Origin of the sequence: Bacillus sp. IBL03825 (assembly GCF_024712505.1) — a bacterium.
GTDB classification, from domain to species: Bacteria; Bacillota; Bacilli; order Bacillales; family Bacillaceae_G; genus Bacillus_A; species Bacillus_A wiedmannii.
The window spans coordinates 176,708-197,347 of sequence record NZ_JAMXKE010000001.1; the positions used below are offsets into that span (position 1 = coordinate 176,708).

Here is a 20,640-nt window from a genome sequence, read left to right on the forward strand (position 1 = left end):
AATAAAAGAAAAGGGGACATTGCCTTTGATGAAATTTTTAATTTTAGCTATTCTCACTTTGTTTTTGATTCCATGGACAAGAAGCGGTAGTAAACTTCGAGCAGTGGATAAGAAGGGGGATGAGAAGGTTGTAAAGGGTAAGAAATCATCCATTTTAGTTATTCCTGTATTATTTTGGATAGGTATTGCAATCTACGAATATCTTTGGCTAATCGATGATCGAGCAGATTCGATTCTTACTCATTATGCCGTTGCGGTAGCAGTTTTAATTGGGCTTGTTTTATTTTCACAAAATCAAATAGGGAAATTAGAAGGTACGTTAAAGGGACTTCTAATGTTTGTTTTACTCGCAAGTTACGGCTATTTTGGTTATTTGCACGATCTAGTAATCACGCAAAAAAAATATGATTCTGTTGTGAAGATCGAGAAAGATATTTCAGAGCCGTTTACTGAAAATGATCAACCATTTACAGTGCCGCCAAAGACAGCGGAGAATAAAATGAAAAAAGTATTTGGGGATATTCCGAAAGTAGCTTATTTTGAGCTAGGGGAATTAACGCCACAAATGGTAAATGGTGAGGCTTTATATGTAGCACCGATTGAAGTTTCAGGCTTTTTTAAAGCACGTAAAGCTGAGACAATTCCAGGGTACGTAACGATGTCAGGTACGAATCCTGATGCGGAAGCGAAACTGCATCTTGGTTATAAAATGAAATATGTGCCGAGCATGTTTTTTGGTAATAAATTAGAACGTGTCGTTCGAAAAGCAGAACCGGATTTGATTTTTAAAGGGAAACCTAAATTCGAAGTTGATGATAAAGGGAAACCGTATTATACAATGACATATGGTGAATTTATTTCAGGAAGATCTGGATTTGAGGTAGAGGGCGTTGTAGTAGTAGATGCACAAACAGGTGAAGTGAAAAGATATGATAAAGGTAAAGCGCCTAAATTTGTTGATGGTGTATTAAATCACGAGACCGCATCTACATTAAATACGTACTTCGGTAAATATATTCACGGATTTTGGAATACGAAATTCTCGCAAACGGATATGAAGATTCCGACTGAGTGGGGAACGAAAGAAGGAGTTACACCAATCTTCGGTAAGGATGGAACGTTATATTACTTTACTGATTTCACCTCTCCGAAAGAGGGAGTAGATTCTGCGTTAGGTTACTCGCTTATCGATGCGCGTACAGGTAAGTTGTATTACTATAACGGAAAAGAAGTGAAGGGGATTATGGATGGTTCAGCTGCTTCGGAAGTAGTGGATAATTCCTTTAAGAGAGAGAAATGGCATGGAACGATGCCGGTTATTTATAACGTATACGGTAAACCTTCTTGGATTGTACCTGTTATTGATGACGGGGGATTGGTACGTGCTCATACAGTTATCTATGCTTCTAATGCGAAAATATTTGCAACAGGTTCGACGCAAAAAGAAGCGCTTGAGAATTATAAAAATGCACTGAGTGGAAGTGGAGATTCATTTAGACCGACTTCAAATGGTAAAGAAGCACAAAAAGAAGGCGTTGTACAACGTGTATATAAAGAAAAATCAGGTGAAAATACAATTGTGTATGTACTGTTAGAGAATGAACAAAAAGTATTTATGATACCGGTGAAGAAATTCCCATATGCTATGTTTACAGAAGTGGGAGATCCAATTCAAATCACATATTTAGATACAGGAGAGGCAATGTCTTCCGTATCTAAATTTACAAATAGCAATTTAAAAAAGTAAAGCGATAGAAATTCTATCGCTTTTTTTTACGGTATGAAACAGGAAAATGCACTATACTTGACGTATGTTTATGTTGTAACTATAATTGTTACGATTTAGTATTTACCGGAAAGGGTGAACGGAAGAAGTGAATGGAGTTAATCACGAAATATATAAACCTGTAAAGACAAATAGGTTATGGATGATTCTTGTATTAGGGACACTTACGGCGATTGGGCCATTATCTATTGATATGTATTTGCCTTCTTTACCAAAATTAACGGATGATTTACAAACAGGCGCATCTCTTGCACAGCTTACATTGACAGCTTGTTTGCTTGGGCTTTCAGTAGGACAATTATTTGTTGGTTCGATTAGTGACATTTACGGAAGGCGCAAACCTCTTATTATCGCTCTTTTTATTTATGTTGCTTCTTCTTTACTTTGTGCTATTGCACCATCTATTTGGAGTTTAGTGTTATTGCGCTTCTTACAAGGGGCTTCAGGATCGGCCGGGATTGTTATATCACGTGCAATGGTACGTGACATGTATTCAGGTTCTGAAATGACAAAGTTTTTCTCATTGCTCATGTTAGTAAACGGAGCAGCGCCTATTTTGGCACCGATTATTGGGGGACAATTACTACAGTTCACAACATGGCGCGGTGTCTTCATCGTTCTTGGAGCAATTAGTGTATTCATGTTAATATCAGCTACTTTCGTATTACGTGAAACATTACCTCCTGAAGAGAGAGAAACAGGTGGATTGTCAGGGACGTTGGCGACGTACGGAAAACTGTTAAAGGATCGTCTGTTTATGGGATATGCATTGTCACAAGGGCTAGTAACGGCGGCAATGTTTGCTTACATTTCGGGCTCACCATTTGTGTTGCAGAACATATACGGAGCATCACCACAGCAATTTAGTTTATTCTTTGCGATTAACGGTATCGGTATTATTATTGCTAGTCAGGTAACGGGTCGTTTAGCAGGGAAAGTGAATGAGAAGACACTATTTGTTGCTGGTATTATTATCGCAGCTGTTGGTGGCCTATCTTTATTACTGACAATCGTACTAGGAATAGGTTTAATTGGTGTTTTATGTTCATTATTCCTTGTTGTATCAAGTGTTGGGGTTGTCTCAACAACTGGGTTCTCGTTAGCGATGAGAAATCAGAAACAAGCTGCAGGAACGGCATCGGCTTTATTAGGTTTATTACAGTTCATTTCAGGAGCACTTGTTGCACCATTAGTAGGTATTGGCGGAAGCAATACCGCATTACCGATGGGGGTTGTGATAGCTCTTTGTGAAATTGGTGCTGTATTATGTTATCTATTTATGGCCAGAAGAAGTGAAAAGCAGTTTGAATTGCAACAAAGACAAAATTTAGAAGCTTAAATTATAAAAAAGAGCTGATTCAAAAATATTTGAATCAGCTCTTTTTTCATTTCTTTGAAATAACTCATACAGCTTTGTAAGGTGATGCAAAAGTTATTTGCATAAAGTGACGATACTGTGACAAAAATGTAGGCATGTATATTAAGGTAGCGTCTTAAGTGTAAAAAGTAGGATGTTCTCGGTATAATAACAAGTGGAGATAAAAGAAACTATAATGAGTAGTAGCTGTAGATAAAAGGAGAAGAAGAGATGAAGAAGGTTTTGGGTATTGCTGTAATGGGAAGTATGCTCCTTCTAGCAGGATGTAATGGGAATAAAGAAGCGAAAGAACCGAAAGAAAAGGTAGAGCAATCTACTGAGCAAACAGAAGAGATGAAAACATATCGCGAAGTACATGAAAAGTACGATGTGAAGATGAACAAAGAAATTAATAAAGCGTTACAGTTGTTTGAAGTGGCAAAAGAAAAGGGCGGTAAGGAAATAACGAATGCTAAATATAAGGAAGACGTACAAACGGTAACAACAGGCATGTTAGAAGATATTGATCATATGCGTAAAGAAATTCGTGTACCGAAGTCGAAAGAGCAAGAGCATGAGGTATATGTTGGTTTCTTGAATGAATCGGAACAAGCAATGAAAAAATTACAGAAGTTAGCTAAAGAAGAAGACTCATCATTGATTCGTGATATAGAAATTAACTTTGCAACAGCATCAACATACTATAAACGTTTTCAAGCAGAAACGAAAAAATAACCTTGCGTACGCGCAAGGTTATTTTTTTCTTACCATCTCCGTCTTCATCCTCGGATACTAATACCTTCTGTTCTTCGTGAAATTCAGAGATTGTTTGTCCGGTAATATTATCGAATGGAGTATAAAAAGAAGTGATACGTTTCTTTTTAATAAAGAGATTATAGAAGCCGATGATGACAAGTATTACGATTTTTAATGGTAATCCTATAGTAGCAAGAAGTAAGGGATCCATTTTATAACTCCTTTAATACACTTTTTTTATTATAAGCGAAAGATTGTAATTTCAATAACTAATATCGTAGAAAACTTATTTTTCTAAATATATCCAATTTGATTGACTTTTCATTTTTTCAGAATTATAATTCAAAATATACAATTTGAACCAAATAATAATATAGCAATTTACTTATCCAGAGAGGTAGAGGGACTGGCCCTATGACACCTCAGCAGCGGGTTCTGTAACAGGAACACCGTGCTAATTCCAGCAAGCAAGTCTTGAAAGATAAGTGATGGGCCTTCGTTTATTAAGCCTTGATCTTATTTTTTAAGATCAAGGCTTTTTGTGTTTTAAGAAGAAGTAATGGGAAAGATACGTTAATAAAACAAAGTAAATTTATGAGTTTAGGGGGTTATTGGAGTGTATGTTTTTAAAAAACTATCAGTTATGGTGTTTACACTATGGATTATTACAACCGTAACATTTTTGATTATGCACATTATTCCGGGGGATCCATTTTCATCGGATGCAAAGATCTTTCCGGCGGAAGTTGTGCAGAACATGAGAGCAAAGTATCACCTTGATGAACCGCTATGGAATCAATATGTTGCTTATTTAGACGGTGTAGTTCATTTTGATTTTGGTGAATCTGTTCAATCGACGGGGCAAGGCGTATCAGAAATTATTACAACAGGATTTGGTCCATCGGCGATTATTGGTTTACAAGCACTTGTTATTTCACTATTAGTCGGAATTGCAGCAGGTACATTTGCCGCTCTCTATCACGGGAGAGTAATTGATTATGGTGTGAGTTTACTTGCGATTCTCGGCATATCTATTCCAAGTTTTATTTTAGCACCATTATTTATACAAGTATTTGCTATACAATTTGAACTTTTACCAGTAGCGTCTTGGGGCACATTTGAACATACGGTATTACCGTCATTCGCATTAGCATTAGGGCCAATCGCGGTTATTACAAGATTTATTCGCTCTAATATGATTGAAGTTTTGCAGAGTGATTATATTAAGCTAGCGAGAGCGAAAGGTATACCAATTAAGAAGATTATTATTAGGCATGCCCTTCGAAATGCGATTGTTCCAGTATTAACGTTTGTTGGACCGTTAATGGCTGGGCTTTTAACGGGAACTTTCATTATTGAAAAGATCTTTGCGATTCCCGGTCTCGGAAAATATTTTGTAGATAGTATTTTTAACCGAGATTATCCAGTAATTATGGGAACAACAATTTTCTATAGTGCATTATTAATTTCTTGTATTTTCATTACAGATATTATTCACCGTATTGTTGATCCGCGTATTCGTTCTATTACGTAAGGAGGGGGGCATTTAAATGGGAGCTTATGAAATCAATAAACAGTTATTAACGAATGAAGAGAAAAAAGAATTAACGATAAATAAAGAGCAGCAAACGATTAGTCGAAAAAAAGAAGTGTTTCGTAAGTTTGTATCAAATCCGATCGCAGTTCTAGGAGCGGTGACATTATTACTCATTATTATTTTCTCTCTTATCGGTGAAAGTTTAACCCCTTTTACCGCGAGTGAACAAGTAAAAGAGGCGACAAATTTACCTCCTAGTAGTGAGCATTGGTTCGGAACAGATGATTTAGGTCGGGATATTTGGGCACGTACTTGGGCTGGTGGGAAAATTTCATTAGTAGTTGGATTAATAGCAGCCGTTCTTGATATAGGACTTGGTGTACTGATTGGGGGATTTAGTGGATATGTGAGAGGGCGTAATCGCCTTGGAACGTTAATTGATGAGTGGATTGTACGAGGGATTGAAGTATTATACGGTATTCCATATTTATTAATTGTTATTTTACTATTAATCATTATGAAACCAGGACTTTTTACAATTATCATTGCTCTTGCATTAACAGGGTGGATTGGTATGGCACGTCTCGTTAGGGCACAAGTCTTATCTTTAAAGCAAAGAGAATTTGTTATTGCAGCAGAGCGATTAGGTACATCGCATATGAAGATTATATACGGACATATCATTCCGAACTTAACAGGCATTATTATCGTAAATTTATCATTTACAATTCCCGCAGCTATTTTCTCAGAATCATTTTTAAGTTTTATCGGACTCGGGGTACAATCACCAGCAGCAAGCTGGGGGACGATGACGAACGATGCGCTCGGGACACTATTAAGTGGGGAATGGTGGCAACTTTTCTTCCCATCGCTGATGATTGCGCTCATCATGTTCGCATTTAATGCAATTGGTGATGGTTTGCAAGATGCAATTGATCCAAAAATCGTAAAAAGGAATCGAAAGGAGAAAAAACATGGGACAGCTCTTATCTTTAGAAAACGTAACATTGGCCGTTGAAAAAGAGAATAGTAAGCAAGCAATTGTGAAGCATGTTTCCTTTTCTATTAACGAAGGTGAAATCGTTGCACTTGTAGGAGAAAGTGGTTCAGGAAAAAGTGTTACAGCACAATCCATTGTCGGACTAAATCAAGAATCTATTCACATCGATGATGGAAGCATTTCTTTCCAATCTCAAGGATTAACGAATTTACAACAATCAGAATGGAATCAAATTCGAGGGAAAGATATTTCGTTTATCTTTCAAGACCCTCTGTCCTCTTTAAATCCGACGATGAAAGTAGGAAGGCAAATTACAGAGGTGATCTTGCAACATGAGAAAAAATCGAAAAGAGAAGCAAAAGAAATTGCGATTAACTTATTAAATGATTTAGGGATACATGAAGCAGAGAAACGTTTTGAACAGTACCCACATCAATTAAGCGGAGGTATGAGGCAACGTATTTGTTTAGCAATTGCGTTTGCGTGTCACCCAAAGCTCGTTATTGCAGATGAGCCTACAACTGCATTAGATGTAACGATTCAAAAGCAAATTATGGGGTTATTAAAAGAGCGAAAAGAAAAACAAAATACGAGTATTTTATTAATTACCCACGATTTGGCACTTGTACGTGAAGTAGCAGATCGAGTAGTTGTGATGTACGGGGGACGTGTTGTTGAAAAAGGGACGATACAAGAAGTGATAGGTTCACCTAAGCACCCATATACGAAAAGTTTATTGCAAGCTATTCCAAATATGGATGATTCCGAAAAGGTACTTAGGTCCATTGAGGGAACAACACCATCAATTGAAACGCTAAATAGCTTTGGGTGCCCATTTGTAAATAGATGCCCAGTAGCAATACAAGAATGCATTCATCGTTTCCCTGATAGAACATCATATTCTGAGGAACACAGTTCACATTGTTGGCAACATGTTTTAGAGCATGGCCAAGCGAAATCAAAAGAGAAGGTGAATGCCTCATGACGACAGATTTAATTACTGTAAAGCAAGTAACGAAAACGTATGGAAGTAAGAAGAAAGAAATAGCGGCGTTAAAAGATATATCACTTTCTATCCCGAAAGGAACAACGCTTGGCATTATTGGAGAAAGTGGTTCAGGGAAAACAACACTTGGTAAGCTCATAGCTGGGATCGAGAGCCCAACGTCTGGTGAAATTGATTATAACGATCAAGTTGTTCACAAGTTGAAGTCAGCTCATAAGCGAGATTTCTTGCAGAAAGTACAATTCATTTTTCAAGATTCAACAGCTGCATTAAATCCGCGCTGGAAAGTACGCGATAGCGTAACAGAAGGATATATTTCATTCGGTTTAGGTGATAAAGGATTGAAAGATGAGGTAGCAGGTGATGCGCTAGAACGTGTTGGATTAGATAGACGATATATTGATCGATACCCACACGAATTTAGCGGGGGACAACGTCAACGGATCGCTATTGCAAGGGCGTTATTATGTGATCCAGAAGTATTAATCCTGGATGAACCAATTTCAGCATTAGATGTTTCACTTCAAATCCAAATTGTGCACTTGTTGCAAAAGATTCAAAAGGAACAAGGCTATACATATTTATTTATCGCACATGATTTACCGATGGTTCACTACTTATGTGAAAAAGTGGCTGTCTTATATAAAGGAGAACTTGTTGAATTTGGAAATACGGATGAAGTGTTCCGTAATCCACAACATTCTTATACAAAAACATTATTAGCATCAACACCAAAAATTTCAGGTTAAAGGAGAATGTAAGATGAAGAAGTTTTTATTATTTGTCATTATGACCGTATTAGCAATTACTTCTGTCGCTTGTGGCAAGAAAGATACTTCAAAAGCAAGTGCTAGTAAAGGAGACCGTTTTGTAACGAATCTTGGTAGTGACCCTTACACGCTAGATTCAGCGATTTCAACAGATAATAACTCTAATTATGTAATTGAGCACTTATTTGCAACTTTGTATAGACAGACAACTGACGGGAAGTTTGAAAAGGATTTAGTAGAGAAAGAGGAAGCTGGAGCGGATGGAAAAGAGTATACATTCTATTTGAAAAAAGGATTAAAATGGTCTGATGGCTCCCCGTTAACAGCAAAAGATTTTGAATTTGCTTGGAAGAGAATATTAAATCCTAAAACGGGTTCTATGAATGCAACAGAACTATATTTCATTAAGGGTGGAGAAGCATTTAATACAGGGAAAGGTGCAGAAGATGCAGTAGGAATTCAAGCTGTAGATGATGTAACTCTAAAGCTACAATTTGAACATCCAGTGACATCTATTAAACGGACATTATCCCAGTCGTTATATATTCCACTTAATAAAAAATCTATTGATGAAAAAGGTAAACTAAAAGTAGATCCAAAAGAATTAATTACAAATGGTCCTTTCACATTGAAAGAATGGAAGCATAATCAAACGATTATTTTAGAAAAAAATAAAGAGTTTCATGATAAAAAAGTAGCATCAAAAGAGATTGAATTCCGTATTATCCCTGAAGGTAAAACAGCGTATCAATTATATAAATCTGGAGAATTAGATTTACTATCTCACATACCAACAGATTTAGTTGAAAAGGAACAGAATAATAAAGAGTTTAAAAAAATGCAAGACTACTCAACTCATATTTACTCATTTAATTCAGAAAAGCCGCCATTTACAAATGCGAAAATTCGTAAAGCTTTTGCAATAGCTGTAGATCGCAAGTTTATCGTAGAGAAAATATTAAAGAATAATGCAAAAGAAGCATATGGCTTTGTGCCAGAGGGAGCAAAAACAGAAAGTGATCGCGACTTCCGTAAAGAGAAAGGTGACTATTTTAAATATGATCCTGCAGTAGCTAAGACTCTATTAGAAGAAGGAATGAAGGAAGAAGGATGGACTACACTTCCAGAAGTAACAGTGAAATATTCAGATAAGAAGAAAATAGCTGAAACACTTCAAGAAATGTTTAAGAAAAATCTTGGTGTAGATGTAAAAATAGAAGGTAAAGAGTGGAAAAGTTATATTGATATGTACAAACAAAGTGACTTCCAAATTGCATATATGGGATGGGGAGGATCTACATTAGATCCAGCTGCACAATTAGAAATTTATGCAGGTGATGGTCCAAATAACTATGCAAAATGGTTTAATAAAGACTTCGATAATTTAATTAATCAAGCAAAATTAGAACAAGATGAAAATAAACGCTTTGACTTATTACATCAAGCAGAGGATATTATGTTTACAGAATATCCTTTAATCCCACTTGTATTCCCAACAGATTCTTATTTACAAAAATCATCTGTATCTGGATTAGAATACTATGTAGGATCTCAACCGAGCTTACGATATGCTAAAAAATAAAATAAAGAAGTAGGCAACCGCCTACTTCTTTATTTTATTTCTCTTTTATATTCTTTTTTCGTTCCATCAGAGAAGACAACTTCTAAATCAAACTTTTGATAGTCTTTATCAAGTTTGAACACATTTACTACTTGATCGATTACTTCTTGGTCAGGAGTATCTTTATCAAATTTTAATTCTTGTAGAAGTGGGCTTAATTTTGTAATAGCCTCGTCACCTGTAAACTTTGCATTTGATTTGTGGTCTTCAAGTTTTGCTTCCATTTTTTTATCTGCTGCTGCATTTTTATAATCAGCCTCGTAGTCTTTCTTCGTATCTTGATAGTCTGCATCTAAACTAAATTCATTGAAGTTAAGTTTTAAATCAGCAGGAGCTTCATTTTTTGCTTCTTCAGTAGTTTTCTTATTAGAAGTTGTATCTTCTTTCGCAGGAGCTTTACATCCTGTTAATACAGGTACTAGCATAAGCGCTAATAAAACTGATAGTAAAATTCTCATTATAATTTCCTCCTTATGTAAATTCGTTCTATACAAGTTTTTCCCAAAATCATGTAATTATGTATGTGTTGAAAATAAATTATTAACTTGTAGCCACAAAGTTTAATTCGCAATTTAAATCAAAAATGATTTGTATGTATATGGTAAATTAAGGTTGTGAGGGGGTACTAAAATGCATGGAGAATATAAAGAGATGATAAAACAAGCAATTGAATATATAGAGGATCACTTACATGAGGAGCTTACAACAGAAAGAGTGGCGTCTCACAGTGCAGTATCGATGTACCATTTTCATCGCATCTTTCAAAGATATGTTGGGATGAGTGTAACGGATTATATTCGAAAGAGAAGGTTAACTCATGCTGCGCAAGTTTTAGTGTCAACGGAGAGAGCTGTTATTGATATTGCAGTGCAATACGGTTTTTCCTCACAAGAGGCATTTACAAGAGCTTTTAAAAGAATGTTTCAATTGCCACCAAAGAAATATCGAAAGTACTTTCAGTCATTTTATATAGAAAGAGAGGGTGTTTCAATGCAAAAAGGTATACCGAAAGGATGGATCTTAAGTGGAAGTCATCCTGCTGAATATGAGATGGGTTTAGATTATGAAGTTGCCCATCAAGGAAAAGTATCTGCATACATAAAAGCAAAAGAGAATGTTACGCACGGAGGATTTTCAACATTAATGCAAATGTTCCGAGCCGATAGATATGTAGGTAAAAGATTACGTTTAACAGCATTTGTTAAGAGTGAGAACGTAAGAGATTGGGCAGGATTGTGGATGCGAGTAGACGGAAAAGATACAGAACCACTCGCTATGGATAACATGCAAAATCGCCCAATTAAAAATACGAATAACTGGCAATCGTATTCGGTTGTATTAGATATAAAAGAAGGAGCGCTTGGTATTGCATTTGGTGTCTTATTAGCAGGAGAAGGTTGTGTGTGGCTAGATAGTATTCGATTTGATGAAGTGGATGAAAAAATTCCTTCAACAGATTTGGCTGAAAACTTTTATGAAACACTCCTAGAAGAGCCGGTAAATCTGCAATTTGAAGAGATAGAAAAGTAAGGAGAAAAGATATGCTCAAATATGTAAAACTAATAAGTATTAGTTTAGTAGTATCGTCTTGTATTATGGGAATTAACTATTTCATTAGCTATCTTTGGTCAGGGCATATACCCTCTTTGACGTGGAGAACATATTTGATGTTTGTGTTTATATTTATGATGAGTTTTGGTTCAATGCAAAAAGAAGGGGAAGAGGATTATTAAAAATAGTCTTCTTCGCCTTTCTTTCATTAACACAAATGTTCATAATTGTTTTCGGAAATGCAGGTATGATCTTTAATATAATTTCACTATCGTTACAACTTGTAAGTTCGGGTGTAATTGTACCACACGAGATGCTTTCTAAAACATATGAAACAATCGGCGAATTATTTCCCGCAACATATGCAGCGAATGGCTATTATACAATAATATTTGGGGGAGTTAGTTTAGAAAAAAATATTATTTCATTATTAGTCATTATATTAGTTACACAATTGGTAGCAGTAATTACTGTATCTATAAAAGGAATAGTAAAGAGAAGAAGTCATGTAGTTAAAGAAGTATAAAATAAAAAAGGTATCCTGCGATTGGATACCTTTTTTATTTTAATATTTTGCAACTTCTGTCCACTTGTAGTTAAATTCACCGCCGAAGTCAGTTGTTACAAGCCCTTTAATAAATCCGCGTTGTAGGTAAGAACGACCTTGTTGGTATAAAGGAGCGACAGCACCGTCTTGTAATAGGATTTTTTCAGCTTGCTTCATTGCTTCAAAGCGAGCCTTTTCATCGCCAGCTAAATCTGTTTTCACTTTATGAATGAGCGCATCGTACTCTTTGTTAGAGTATTTATCGAAGTTATAAGCGCTATCTGTTGTAAATAAATCTAAGAATGTAATTGGATCAGCGAAGTCAGGGCCCCAGCCATCAATACCGATTTCATAGTCACCACTTAATAGTAGTTTCAGCTGTTGTTTACGTGGTTGTGGTTTTAACGTCACTGTTAATCCATCTAGATTCTTTTCTAGTTCACCTTTTAAATATTCACCAGTCTTTTTAGCTAAAGCATTATCACTTGTTAATAGTTCGATTGTTACTTTGTCAGTACCAAGTTCTTGTTTCGCTTTTTTCCAGTTTTCTTTTGCTGTTTTCACATCATCTTTGACTAGGTTTCCATTTTCTTTACGGAAGTCAGTGCCTTCTGGACTTTTCGCGAATTTCGCAGGAACCATTCCTTCAGCTGGAACAGCACCATTATTTAAAATTGTTTCTACGTATGCTTTTTTATTCATTGCTCCGTTAATAGCAAGCCGTGCATGTTGATTTTTTAATGTTTCATTTTTTTGATTGAGTCGTAAGAATTGAATACCAACTTCAGCGCGGTCCTTGAAGTTTGGATCGCCCTTATATTTATCAACAAACTCTGCAGTTAAAGCAACACGATCGATTTGTCCTGAATCGTATAAGTTAACTTCTGTAGACTTATCTTTAACGACATTGAAGTTGATTTCTTCTAATTTTACAGTTTTGGCATCCCAATAGTTAGGGTTCTTCTTCAATTGGAAGCTTTGCTCGTGTTTCCAGTTATCTAATGTGAAAGCACCGTTGTAAATTAAATGATTTGTTTCTAAACCATATTTATCGCCCTGAGATTTTAAGTAATCTTCATTAATTGGTAAGAATGTTGAGAATGTCGTTAAGCTTAAGAAGTAGGGAACAGGACGGTCTAGTTGTACTTCTAACGTTTTATCATCAAGAGCTTTGACCCCTAGTTGATCAATTGGTAATTGTTTCTGGCTTATTTGTTTCGCATTCTGTATATCGAAGAATAAGAATGCATATTCAGCTGCTGTATCAGGATTTACGGCACGTTGCCAAGCGAAGACAAAGTCCTTTGCTGTAACTGGAGTACCGTTTGACCATTTTGAATCACGCAGGTGGAATGTATATTTTGTTTTATCAGGACTAAGGTCAACCGACTCAGCAACACCAGGAATTGGTTTGTTATCTTCTCCCATTGCATATAAACCTTCAAAAACATTGCGCATTACGCTCATGGATTCCCCATCCGTTGCTTTTGCAACATCCATTGTTGGAATTTCTGAAGCGAATGATAAGTTAATTGCCTGCTTATCAGGTGCTTTATCATTTGCTTTCGCTCCGCTTGCATGATCTTTATTTCCCCCGCAAGCAGTTAGTAATAGACTTGCCCCTAAAACAGATGCAACAACAGGTACAACTTTTTTCTTCATTGTTCGTTCCTCCCTAAAAGTGTTGTTCGTAACGTCGTAATTTCCAAGTTTTGAAGTGTAGCTATAGAAGAAGAGAAAACCTATTATAGATATGTGTATGTAGGTAATCAGGTGTTCTATATGTATATACATGTTGAACTATAATCTATCGTTATATGTTTCAACGTAGTAGACGTTATATTTTGATGGTGAAATATTTCGTTTATTTGATTATTTAGAATATTAACACTGAAAATAACTATATGTCAATAATAAAAATAGATTGTTAATTTCTTAGAATAATATATTAAAAAAGCAGATTTCCTCGTATTAGGGAATCTGCTTTTCATATGTTTTGCTAAAAAAATAATTGGTGTGGACTAATAATCAGTGGAGGATGAAGAAAAACCCACTGATTAAAGTTGCGCTTTATTTTTCAATTTTTGCCCATTTGAAGTTTAATTGACCTGCAAAGTCTACTTGCACAATTCCTTTCACATAAGAACGTTCTAAATAAGATTCGCCTTTTTGGTAAAGAGGAGCGATAACAGAGTCTTTAAATAATATTTTCTCGGATGCTAGTAATGCTTCCCAGCGAGCTTTTTCATCACCGGCTAAAGTCGTTTTCACTTTTGCTATTGTTTCATCAAACTCCTTATTAGAGTAATGATCTAAGTTGTAAGGGTTATTCGTTGTAAATAGCTCAAGGAATGTAATTGGATCCGCAAAGTCAGGGCTCCAGCCGTCAATTCCAATTTCGTAGTCACCTTTTAATAAAAGTGAAACTTGTTGTTTACGTGGTTGCGGCTTTATATTTACTGTTAATCCATCTAAATTCTTTTCTAGTTGTCCTTTTAAGAATTCACCAGTTTTCTTTTCAAGGTCACCGTCACTTGTTAATAGTTCTAACGTTATTTTTTCAGACCCAAGTTCTTGTTTTGCTTTTTTCCATAATTCTTGAGCAGATTTTGTATCAACCTTTGTTAAATCGCCGTTTGCAGCACGGAAGTCTGTTCCGTCAGGTCCTTTTGCAAAGTTTTTCGGCACGAGACTAGAGGTTGGGGTAGAGCCGTCATTTAATAACGTATTTACAAAGGATTTTCGATCAATTGTTTGATCGATTGCTTGGCGTGCAGAAACGTTTTGAAGTACTTTGTTTTGTTGATTCATACGTAGAAACTGTACCCCTACGTTTGGCCGTTCTTTAAAGTTAGCATCCTTTTTATATTTATCAACGAAGTCAGATGTTAGTTTGATACGATCTAATTGTTTTGACTCGAATAAATTTACTTCTGTAGATTTTTCTTTTACGACGTTAAAATTGATTTCTTCCAGTTTGACAGTATCTTTATCCCAATAGGTAGGGTTTTTCTTAAATTTAAAGCTTTGCTCATGCTTCCAATCGCTTAGTGTAAAAGCTCCGTTGTACAAGATTGTATTGTCTTCTAAAGCGTACTTATCACCTTGTGATTTAAAGAATTCCTCGTTAATTGGTAGAAATGTTGGGAACGCTGTTAAGCTAATAAAGTACGGAACAGGACGTTCTAATTCTACCTCAAACGTATGGTCATCAATTGCTTTTACACCAAGTTGATCGGCTGGAAGTTCTTTGTTGTTAATTTTTGTTGCGTTTTTAATATCAAAGAATAGAAATGCATATTCAGAGGCTGTTGCTGGATCGACAGCTCTTTGCCAAGCAAAGACAAAATCTTTCGCTGTGACAGGAGTGCCGTTTGACCATTTTGAATCTCGTAAATGGAATGTGTATTTCGTTTTATCGCCACTTACTTCATGAGATTTTGCAACGCCAGGGACAGGTTTGTTGCCTTCACCAAGATTATACAAACCTTCAAATACGTTTCTCATTACTTGACCAGAATCAGTATCTGTAGCACGGGCTGTATCCATTGTTCGTATTTCAGTAGGTGAAGATAAGTTTAAAACCTGTTTACTAGGTGCCTCGTCTTTTGCATTTGCTTCGCTTGCTTCGTTTTTATAACTACCGCAACCAGTTAATAAAATACTTACTCCTACAACTGATGCAATACCGGGTACAAACTTCTTTTTCATTTGATTTTCCTCCTAAATAATTAAGTTTGGATGATGATGAGGGAAATGAAAAATAAAAAATCCCTCTTTTCATATTGAGAAAGAGGGATTTTTACGTACAAGTTATGCACCCGTATATAAACGAAGTCCCTCATTCTATCTTTCAAGCACAAAGCTTGCAGGAAGTGGCACAGTGTTCAAAATGAACCTGTTGCCGAGGTTTCAAAGGGCCAGTCCCTCCACCTCTCTTGATACAATGAGTAAACGAATAAATTTTATTAATTTTTGTGTTTCTTTGATAATTCAAAATCTTACACCTTGGATAATGAAGTGTCAACCAATTGAAATATAGTTTAAATTTTCAGTTTTCTTAAGTAGGAAAAACCACTGCATATGGCAGTGGTTTTTCTACTAGAAGTTAAAGTTATCTGGATCTGGACCAACGCGACGCTCTTCATTTAGAGCTTGAATTGCTTTCATGTCATCAGCACTTAATTCAAAATCGAATATATTTGCATTTTCAATAATGCGATGTTCTTTAATAGATTTAGGGATTGTTACAACTTCATTTTGTAAATCCCAGCGTAAAATAATTTGTGCAGTTGATTTATTATATTTTGTCGCAATGTCTTTTAATGTTGAGTTATCCAGTAGTTGTCCCTGCATTAATGGTGACCAAGCTTCAAGCTGGATGTTATGTTCTTTACAGAAAGCGTGTAGCTCTTCTTGTGCTAAACGTGGGTGGTATTCCACTTGGTTGACCATTGGCTTAATCTCAGCGATTTCAAATACGTCTTGTAAGTGGTGAATGTGGAAATTACTCACACCGATAGCACGAACACGGCCATCTTTATAAAGTTTTTCTAACGCTTTCCATGATTCAGTATATTTCCCTTTTACAGGCCAATGTACTAAATATAAATCTAAATATTCTAGACCTAATTTCTCTAATGTAGTTTCAAATGCTTGAAGTGTTGTTTCATATCCTTGATCGCTATTCCATACTTTTGATGTAACAAATAATTCTTCACGTGAAACACCTGATTCACGAATCGCTTGTCCAACGCCTTCTTCGTTTTGATAAATTGCTGCAGTATCAATGCTGCGATAGCCATTTTTAATTGCTGCTTTTACAGATTCAATTACTTCTGAACCATCTTCTACTTTAAAAACACCTAAACCGAACCAAGGCATTTTTACACCGTTATGTAATGTTGTATAGTCCTTTAAACTTGTTAAATTCATATTATTTCCCCCTAGCTTTTTTGTTTGTTGCTTCTACTGCTTTTTGAATTGCCTCTGAAAAATTATATTCATATAAAGCTTTGAGACCCTCAGCTGTGGAACCACCTGGTGTTGTCACTTGTTCGCGGAGGTTAGCTGGATCTTGCGTTTGTTCAAGCATAGAAGCAGAGCCGGAAATCATTTGAATGACAAGGTGTTTTGCGGTTGCTTCATCGACTCCATAACTTTTTGTTGCTTCAATTAAGCTTTCAGCAAAGTAATAAAGGAAAGCTGGTGCACTTCCAGTAACTGCAGTAAGCTGATGAACTTCTTCTTCAGTGCAAAGTTGCGAAGTGCCAATGCCTCTTAAAAGCAGTTGCAGGGTTTCTTGATGCATCTCGTTTACTGATCGTCCCATTGTATATAAGGAGATAGACTTTCCAATTTCAGCAGCTGTATTTGGCATAATCCAAGCGACAGGTGTTCCCCCGGGAAGTTTTTCTTCTAAATAAGATGGGCCAATGCCAGCAGCTACCGTTACGACAAGTTGATTCGATAGTAACGGAGATAATTCTGCTAATAATTCTTCATGTGCAGAAGGTGGCATTGCTAAAACAATCGTATCAACAGATGTAACATGCTGCTTCCAATCTGTTGTGATAGACACATTATATCGCGCTCGTAATTGTTCTAGCTTTTCTACGTTGCTGCGGTTAGAAACGATAATTTCTTCGATGTATTCTTTGCTTGTTTTAAGTAATCCGGAAAATATAGCTTCTGCCATACGACCAGCACCAATAAATAGAATTCGATGTTTAGTTAGCATATCCTTTATTCCTTTCTAGTGAAGATATGTTATAAAAAACGATACCATTTTTAAGAGGATTTTGTAAAAAGAAAAGAATTATCGTGAAAAGGATGAAAATGGAGGGAGGAGGGTTAATACAAATAAGGTTATAAAAATTATTATACTTAAAAAATAGTTGTAATAAAAAATCCCTGAAGCATAATTGCTTCAGGGATTAATAGATTATAAGTTTATGCTTTTGTCATACCTAACAATACAGCGCCGCCGATAATTAAAACACTACCTAGTGCAATAAAGATCAATTGACGTTTTGTTTTCTTTTCACCTAAGAAGACAATCGCACCGAATGTTGAGATAACGATTCCAGTTTGAGATAATGGGAAGCTTGTTGCTACTCCGACACGTGGTAATGAAAGAAGTAAGAATAAGTTTCCAGTTCCCCATAGTAAACCAGATAAAGCATTACGGATTGCATATTTGTTAAATGGTTTATGTTTAGATGTCAATACAACCGCACCGACAAACATACCAACTGCTTGTGGTAAAATAGCAGACCAACCATCGATATTATACCAACGAATAATAATTACATATACAAGGTAACCGAAAGTAGAAACAATTAAAGTAAGAAGTCCTTTTTTCAATTGTCCTGGTGGCTGTGCATTTTCTTTGTCATCTAGTGATGTGAATACAACACCAACTACGATTAATAGGATTGCAATCGTTCCCAGAACAATCGTTGTTGTAGTAGTCCACTCACGGAAAGCGATAACTCCAAAGATAGAAGTTGCAACAAGTTGCATACCAGTAGAAATTGTTACGGTAGTTGAAACACCTAGTTTTTCAACTGTTTTTAATTGGTTTACTTGTCCTAAAGCCCAGAATAAACCTGAAATAAAACCAACAATCAAGACTGTCATTGTTAAAGCTGGTTGAGTAAATACATACATAATTGTTGCGAAGAATAGAGCACCGATTGTCATACCTACCGTTTGGCTATATGCACCACCACCCATTTTTACGCTTACTAATAAGATGTTTCCCCATGCAATTGCAGGAAGAAGCGCTAATAAAATGTCCATTACAAGACTCCCTTCGATTTCCTATACCAATATAATTACATATCGTTCTAACGATCGGTAATGCCCCACTAATAGAGTAGAAGATTACCGATCGCTAAAACAGGATGAAGAATTCACGATATAAATGCGTTTTCATTTCTTCATTTTTTGAAACACCTCCATATAATAACAGGAAATTGCCTATTTTAGAAAGTGAATTCAAATAAAATGTATATTTTAATAAAATATAAAATTCAGTTATTTCCCATTGGTATATTTTATTTCCTAAGAAATAATGAAGCAGCTTCGACAAAAGCTGCTTTAAGGGTTAGTAATTCTTTTATTAATAAGCTGAATACATAGCAGAAATAGGAGTGACATACTAATAGTGATAACTACTAGTGTCCAAGCGAGTTGCATATTACTTGCATCAATCGCCATATAAATTGCAGTTGGGATTGTCTGTGTTTTACCAGGGATATTTCCAGCAAACATGAGCGTAGCACCAAATTCCCCTAGTGCACGAACAAAGCTTAAAATCATTCCGCTTAGTAAGGCCGGAAATGCAAGCGGAAGTGTGACGTGTAGAAAAACTTGATATTCACTTGCACCAAGGTCACGAGCACTTTCTTCAATTTGTACATTCGCGATAGAAAATCCTGTTTTTGCTGATTGGTACATAAGCGGAAATGCAACAACTGTAGAAGCAATGATCGCAGCAGTAGATGTGAACATAATAGACTGCTGAAATATTGATTCTACCCACGTTCCAATGGGACTATTATTTCCAAAAATGATAATGAGAAAAAAGCCGATTACGGTTGGCGGAAGTACCATTGGTAATAAGAAAATAGTTTCTAATATTACTTTATATCTCCATGAGGAGCGTGCTAGCGCTCGTCCGATTATCGTTCCTAAAATTGTAACGATAATGGTGGCGCATGCAGCTACTCGTAAAGATAGAAAGATCGGTGACAAAATGGCATCAAAGCTCATGGCAATTATGATAGGACTGTAAATCCATATTTCTTAAAGATAGATTGTGCATCTTTTGACTGCAAATACTCATAAAATGAAGTCGCCTCTTTCTTATGCTTAGATTCCTTTATAACACCTAAAGGATAGTGGATTGGCTCATGCGAAGTCGCTGCTGCTGTCTCGCCAATCTTTACTTTGTTTGAAATAAGAGCATCGGTTTTGTATACAATACCAGCATCGACATTACCTGTTTCTACATATGTTAACACTTGGCGAACATCTTTTGTAAATACGATTTTATTTTGAATGTCATTCCATAGATTTTCATGTGTGAGAGAAGCCTTTGCGTATTTTCCCGCAGGTACTGATTCAGGTGTACCAAGTGCGATTTTCTTAATTTTTTCATCTTTTAAATCTTGAATTTTTGCAAGAGAACTATCTTTTGGGACAACTAGAACGAGTTCATTTCCAAGAAGATTTTTCCCTTCTTTTTCATTAATAAATCCTTTTTTAACAAGGGTTTGGAATTTATCTTCGGCTGCTGAGAAGAATAAATCAGCAGGCGCGCCTTGTTCAATTTGTTGTTGAAGTGCACCAGAAGCACCGAAGTTAAAAGAAAGTTTAATATTAGGTTCTTTTTCTTTATATTTTGTTTCAATTTCTTTTAGTGCATCTTGTAAGCTTGCAGCAGCTGATATAGTAAGTTCTACTGCTTTTTCTTCTTTAGCAGTTGATTTTTCTTTCTTTTCGCCGCTTGTACATGCAGCACTAAATATAAGAAGAAAAGAAAGTATAAGTGCTCCGATGGATCGTAATGTAAACTTGTTCATAAAAAAATCCCCTTTCGTTTTGACACATTTAATTATAACTAATTATAACTAGATATAACTAGTTATAATTGAATATAATTTGAACGATATAGTTGTTTTTTAATATAGGAGAAATATT

The 20,640-nt window shown here is 35.8% G+C and carries 19 protein-coding genes, 1 pseudogene and 2 riboswitches; of the genes and pseudogenes, 11 read left to right on the plus strand and 9 right to left on the minus strand.

Going from position 1 to position 20,640, the window contains the following annotated elements:
- Positions 1–28 precede the first annotated feature (28 nt).
- The 3 genes from NHG49_RS01030 (at position 29) to NHG49_RS01040 (ending at position 3,878) form a co-directional block, all read left to right on the plus strand.
- Positions 29–1,747: a DUF3981 domain-containing protein gene (locus NHG49_RS01030; protein WP_088048216.1), complete on the plus strand. Its 1,719-nt coding sequence runs from the start codon at positions 29–31 to the stop codon at positions 1,745–1,747.
- Between the two features lie 127 nt (positions 1,748–1,874).
- Positions 1,875–3,125: a multidrug effflux MFS transporter gene (locus NHG49_RS01035; RefSeq protein ID WP_088048217.1), complete on the plus strand. Its 1,251-nt coding sequence runs from the start codon at positions 1,875–1,877 to the stop codon at positions 3,123–3,125.
- Positions 3,126–3,374: 249 nt separating this feature from the next.
- Complete coding sequence (locus tag NHG49_RS01040) at positions 3,375–3,878, plus strand: hypothetical protein (protein WP_088048218.1); 504 nt, start codon at positions 3,375–3,377, stop codon at positions 3,876–3,878.
- Positions 3,879–3,900: 22 nt separating this feature from the next.
- On the opposite strand, the pseudogene NHG49_RS01045 reads toward NHG49_RS01040, so the two are convergent.
- Positions 3,901–4,110: pseudogene (locus NHG49_RS01045) on the minus strand (DUF3951 domain-containing protein); the annotation flags it as partial.
- Positions 4,111–4,281: 171 nt separating this feature from the next.
- A riboswitch (SAM riboswitch) is annotated at positions 4,282–4,387 on the plus strand.
- A gap of 128 nt (positions 4,388–4,515) precedes the next feature.
- On the opposite strand from NHG49_RS01045, the gene NHG49_RS01050 reads away from it, so the two are divergent.
- The 5 genes from NHG49_RS01050 to NHG49_RS01070 are packed head-to-tail and all read left to right on the plus strand — an operon-like array spanning position 4,516 to position 9,794.
- A complete protein-coding gene (locus NHG49_RS01050) occupies positions 4,516–5,433 on the plus strand; it encodes an ABC transporter permease (RefSeq protein ID WP_064474407.1) in 918 nt (305 codons plus the stop codon).
- Between the two features lie 16 nt (positions 5,434–5,449).
- Positions 5,450–6,454 carry an ABC transporter permease gene (locus NHG49_RS01055; protein WP_064474406.1) on the plus strand — a complete coding sequence of 335 codons (1,005 nt, stop codon included), beginning with the start codon at positions 5,450–5,452 and terminating at the stop codon, positions 6,452–6,454.
- A complete protein-coding gene (locus tag NHG49_RS01060; protein ID WP_064474405.1) occupies positions 6,411–7,421 on the plus strand; it encodes an ABC transporter ATP-binding protein in 1,011 nt (336 codons plus the stop codon). Before NHG49_RS01055 ends, NHG49_RS01060 begins: the two co-directional genes overlap by 44 nt.
- Positions 7,418–8,191 (plus strand): ABC transporter ATP-binding protein, encoded by a 774-nt coding sequence (locus NHG49_RS01065; protein WP_064474404.1) that lies wholly within the window; start codon positions 7,418–7,420, stop codon positions 8,189–8,191. Before NHG49_RS01060 ends, NHG49_RS01065 begins: the two co-directional genes overlap by 4 nt.
- Before the next feature lie 13 nt (positions 8,192–8,204).
- The gene (locus NHG49_RS01070; RefSeq protein ID WP_088048220.1) at positions 8,205–9,794 is read left to right on the plus strand and encodes a peptide ABC transporter substrate-binding protein; all 1,590 of its coding nucleotides are present in this window, start codon (positions 8,205–8,207) and stop codon (positions 9,792–9,794) included.
- Positions 9,795–9,823: 29 nt separating this feature from the next.
- On the opposite strand, the gene NHG49_RS01075 is transcribed toward NHG49_RS01070, so the two are convergent.
- A complete protein-coding gene (locus NHG49_RS01075) occupies positions 9,824–10,291 on the minus strand; it encodes a YusW family protein (protein ID WP_064474402.1) in 468 nt (155 codons plus the stop codon).
- 172 nt (positions 10,292–10,463) lie between these two features.
- Here NHG49_RS01075 and NHG49_RS01080 point away from each other — a divergent pair, with 172 nt between their 5' ends.
- Genes NHG49_RS01080 through NHG49_RS01090 form a run of 3 tightly spaced genes read left to right on the plus strand, consistent with a single transcriptional unit; the run spans position 10,464 to position 11,910 of the window.
- Entirely contained in the window at positions 10,464–11,363 is a 900-nt protein-coding gene (locus tag NHG49_RS01080) for a helix-turn-helix transcriptional regulator (protein ID WP_088048221.1), read from the plus strand.
- 11 nt (positions 11,364–11,374) lie between these two features.
- Positions 11,375–11,566, plus strand: coding sequence for a hypothetical protein (locus NHG49_RS01085; RefSeq protein WP_064474400.1), 192 nt, complete (start codon positions 11,375–11,377; stop codon positions 11,564–11,566).
- A 35-nt stretch (positions 11,567–11,601) separates the two neighbouring features.
- Positions 11,602–11,910 (plus strand): ABC-2 transporter permease, encoded by a 309-nt coding sequence (locus tag NHG49_RS01090; RefSeq protein ID WP_064474399.1) that lies wholly within the window; start codon positions 11,602–11,604, stop codon positions 11,908–11,910.
- A 39-nt stretch (positions 11,911–11,949) separates the two neighbouring features.
- Here NHG49_RS01090 and NHG49_RS01095 read toward each other — a convergent pair whose 3' ends face one another.
- The 7 genes from NHG49_RS01095 to modA form a co-directional block, all read right to left on the minus strand.
- Positions 11,950–13,593 carry a peptide ABC transporter substrate-binding protein gene (locus tag NHG49_RS01095; RefSeq protein ID WP_222655842.1) on the minus strand — a complete coding sequence of 548 codons (1,644 nt, stop codon included), beginning with the start codon at positions 13,591–13,593 and terminating at the stop codon, positions 11,950–11,952.
- A 408-nt stretch (positions 13,594–14,001) separates the two neighbouring features.
- Complete coding sequence (locus NHG49_RS01100; RefSeq protein ID WP_064474397.1) at positions 14,002–15,642, minus strand: peptide ABC transporter substrate-binding protein; 1,641 nt, start codon at positions 15,640–15,642, stop codon at positions 14,002–14,004.
- Between the two features lie 132 nt (positions 15,643–15,774).
- Positions 15,775–15,879, minus strand: a riboswitch (SAM riboswitch).
- A gap of 153 nt (positions 15,880–16,032) precedes the next feature.
- Positions 16,033–16,866 (minus strand): aldo/keto reductase, encoded by an 834-nt coding sequence (locus tag NHG49_RS01105; RefSeq protein WP_064474396.1) that lies wholly within the window; start codon positions 16,864–16,866, stop codon positions 16,033–16,035.
- A 1-nt stretch (position 16,867) separates the two neighbouring features.
- Positions 16,868–17,671, minus strand: a complete 804-nt coding sequence (gene proC / locus NHG49_RS01110; RefSeq protein ID WP_088048223.1) for a pyrroline-5-carboxylate reductase — start codon at positions 17,669–17,671, stop codon at positions 16,868–16,870.
- Positions 17,672–17,883: 212 nt separating this feature from the next.
- Entirely contained in the window at positions 17,884–18,735 is an 852-nt protein-coding gene (locus NHG49_RS01115; protein WP_000353549.1) for a GRP family sugar transporter, read from the minus strand.
- A gap of 300 nt (positions 18,736–19,035) precedes the next feature.
- Positions 19,036–19,710: a molybdate ABC transporter permease subunit gene (gene modB, locus NHG49_RS01120; protein ID WP_046956647.1), complete on the minus strand. Its 675-nt coding sequence runs from the start codon at positions 19,708–19,710 to the stop codon at positions 19,036–19,038.
- Positions 19,711–19,715: 5 nt separating this feature from the next.
- Positions 19,716–20,522 (minus strand): molybdate ABC transporter substrate-binding protein, encoded by an 807-nt coding sequence (modA, locus tag NHG49_RS01125; RefSeq protein ID WP_098101576.1) that lies wholly within the window; start codon positions 20,520–20,522, stop codon positions 19,716–19,718.
- Positions 20,523–20,640: the final 118 nt, after the last annotated feature.

What these genes read in the sequence shown, in the direction of transcription:
- NHG49_RS01105 (WP_064474396.1), bottom strand. Translation starts at nt 16,866, where the DNA reads ATGAATTTAACAAGTTTAAAGGACTATACAACATTACATAACGGTGTA.
- NHG49_RS01040 (WP_088048218.1), top strand. Translation starts at nt 3,375, where the DNA reads ATGAAGAAGGTTTTGGGTATTGCTGTAATGGGAAGTATGCTCCTTCTA.
- modA (WP_098101576.1), bottom strand. Translation starts at nt 20,522, where the DNA reads ATGAACAAGTTTACATTACGATCCATCGGAGCACTTATACTTTCTTTT.
- NHG49_RS01030 (WP_088048216.1), top strand. Translation starts at nt 29, where the DNA reads ATGAAATTTTTAATTTTAGCTATTCTCACTTTGTTTTTGATTCCATGG.
- proC (WP_088048223.1), bottom strand. Translation starts at nt 17,671, where the DNA reads ATGCTAACTAAACATCGAATTCTATTTATTGGTGCTGGTCGTATGGCA.
- NHG49_RS01090 (WP_064474399.1), top strand. Translation starts at nt 11,602, where the DNA reads ATGTTCATAATTGTTTTCGGAAATGCAGGTATGATCTTTAATATAATT.
- NHG49_RS01085 (WP_064474400.1), top strand. Translation starts at nt 11,375, where the DNA reads ATGCTCAAATATGTAAAACTAATAAGTATTAGTTTAGTAGTATCGTCT.
- NHG49_RS01055 (WP_064474406.1), top strand. Translation starts at nt 5,450, where the DNA reads ATGGGAGCTTATGAAATCAATAAACAGTTATTAACGAATGAAGAGAAA.
- NHG49_RS01080 (WP_088048221.1), top strand. Translation starts at nt 10,464, where the DNA reads ATGCATGGAGAATATAAAGAGATGATAAAACAAGCAATTGAATATATA.
- NHG49_RS01100 (WP_064474397.1), bottom strand. Translation starts at nt 15,642, where the DNA reads ATGAAAAAGAAGTTTGTACCCGGTATTGCATCAGTTGTAGGAGTAAGT.
- NHG49_RS01075 (WP_064474402.1), bottom strand. Translation starts at nt 10,291, where the DNA reads ATGAGAATTTTACTATCAGTTTTATTAGCGCTTATGCTAGTACCTGTA.
- NHG49_RS01060 (WP_064474405.1), top strand. Translation starts at nt 6,411, where the DNA reads ATGGGACAGCTCTTATCTTTAGAAAACGTAACATTGGCCGTTGAAAAA.
- NHG49_RS01095 (WP_222655842.1), bottom strand. Translation starts at nt 13,593, where the DNA reads ATGAAGAAAAAAGTTGTACCTGTTGTTGCATCTGTTTTAGGGGCAAGT.
- NHG49_RS01070 (WP_088048220.1), top strand. Translation starts at nt 8,205, where the DNA reads ATGAAGAAGTTTTTATTATTTGTCATTATGACCGTATTAGCAATTACT.
- modB (WP_046956647.1), bottom strand. Translation starts at nt 19,710, where the DNA reads ATGAGCTTTGATGCCATTTTGTCACCGATCTTTCTATCTTTACGAGTA.
- NHG49_RS01065 (WP_064474404.1), top strand. Translation starts at nt 7,418, where the DNA reads ATGACGACAGATTTAATTACTGTAAAGCAAGTAACGAAAACGTATGGA.
- NHG49_RS01115 (WP_000353549.1), bottom strand. Translation starts at nt 18,735, where the DNA reads ATGGACATTTTATTAGCGCTTCTTCCTGCAATTGCATGGGGAAACATC.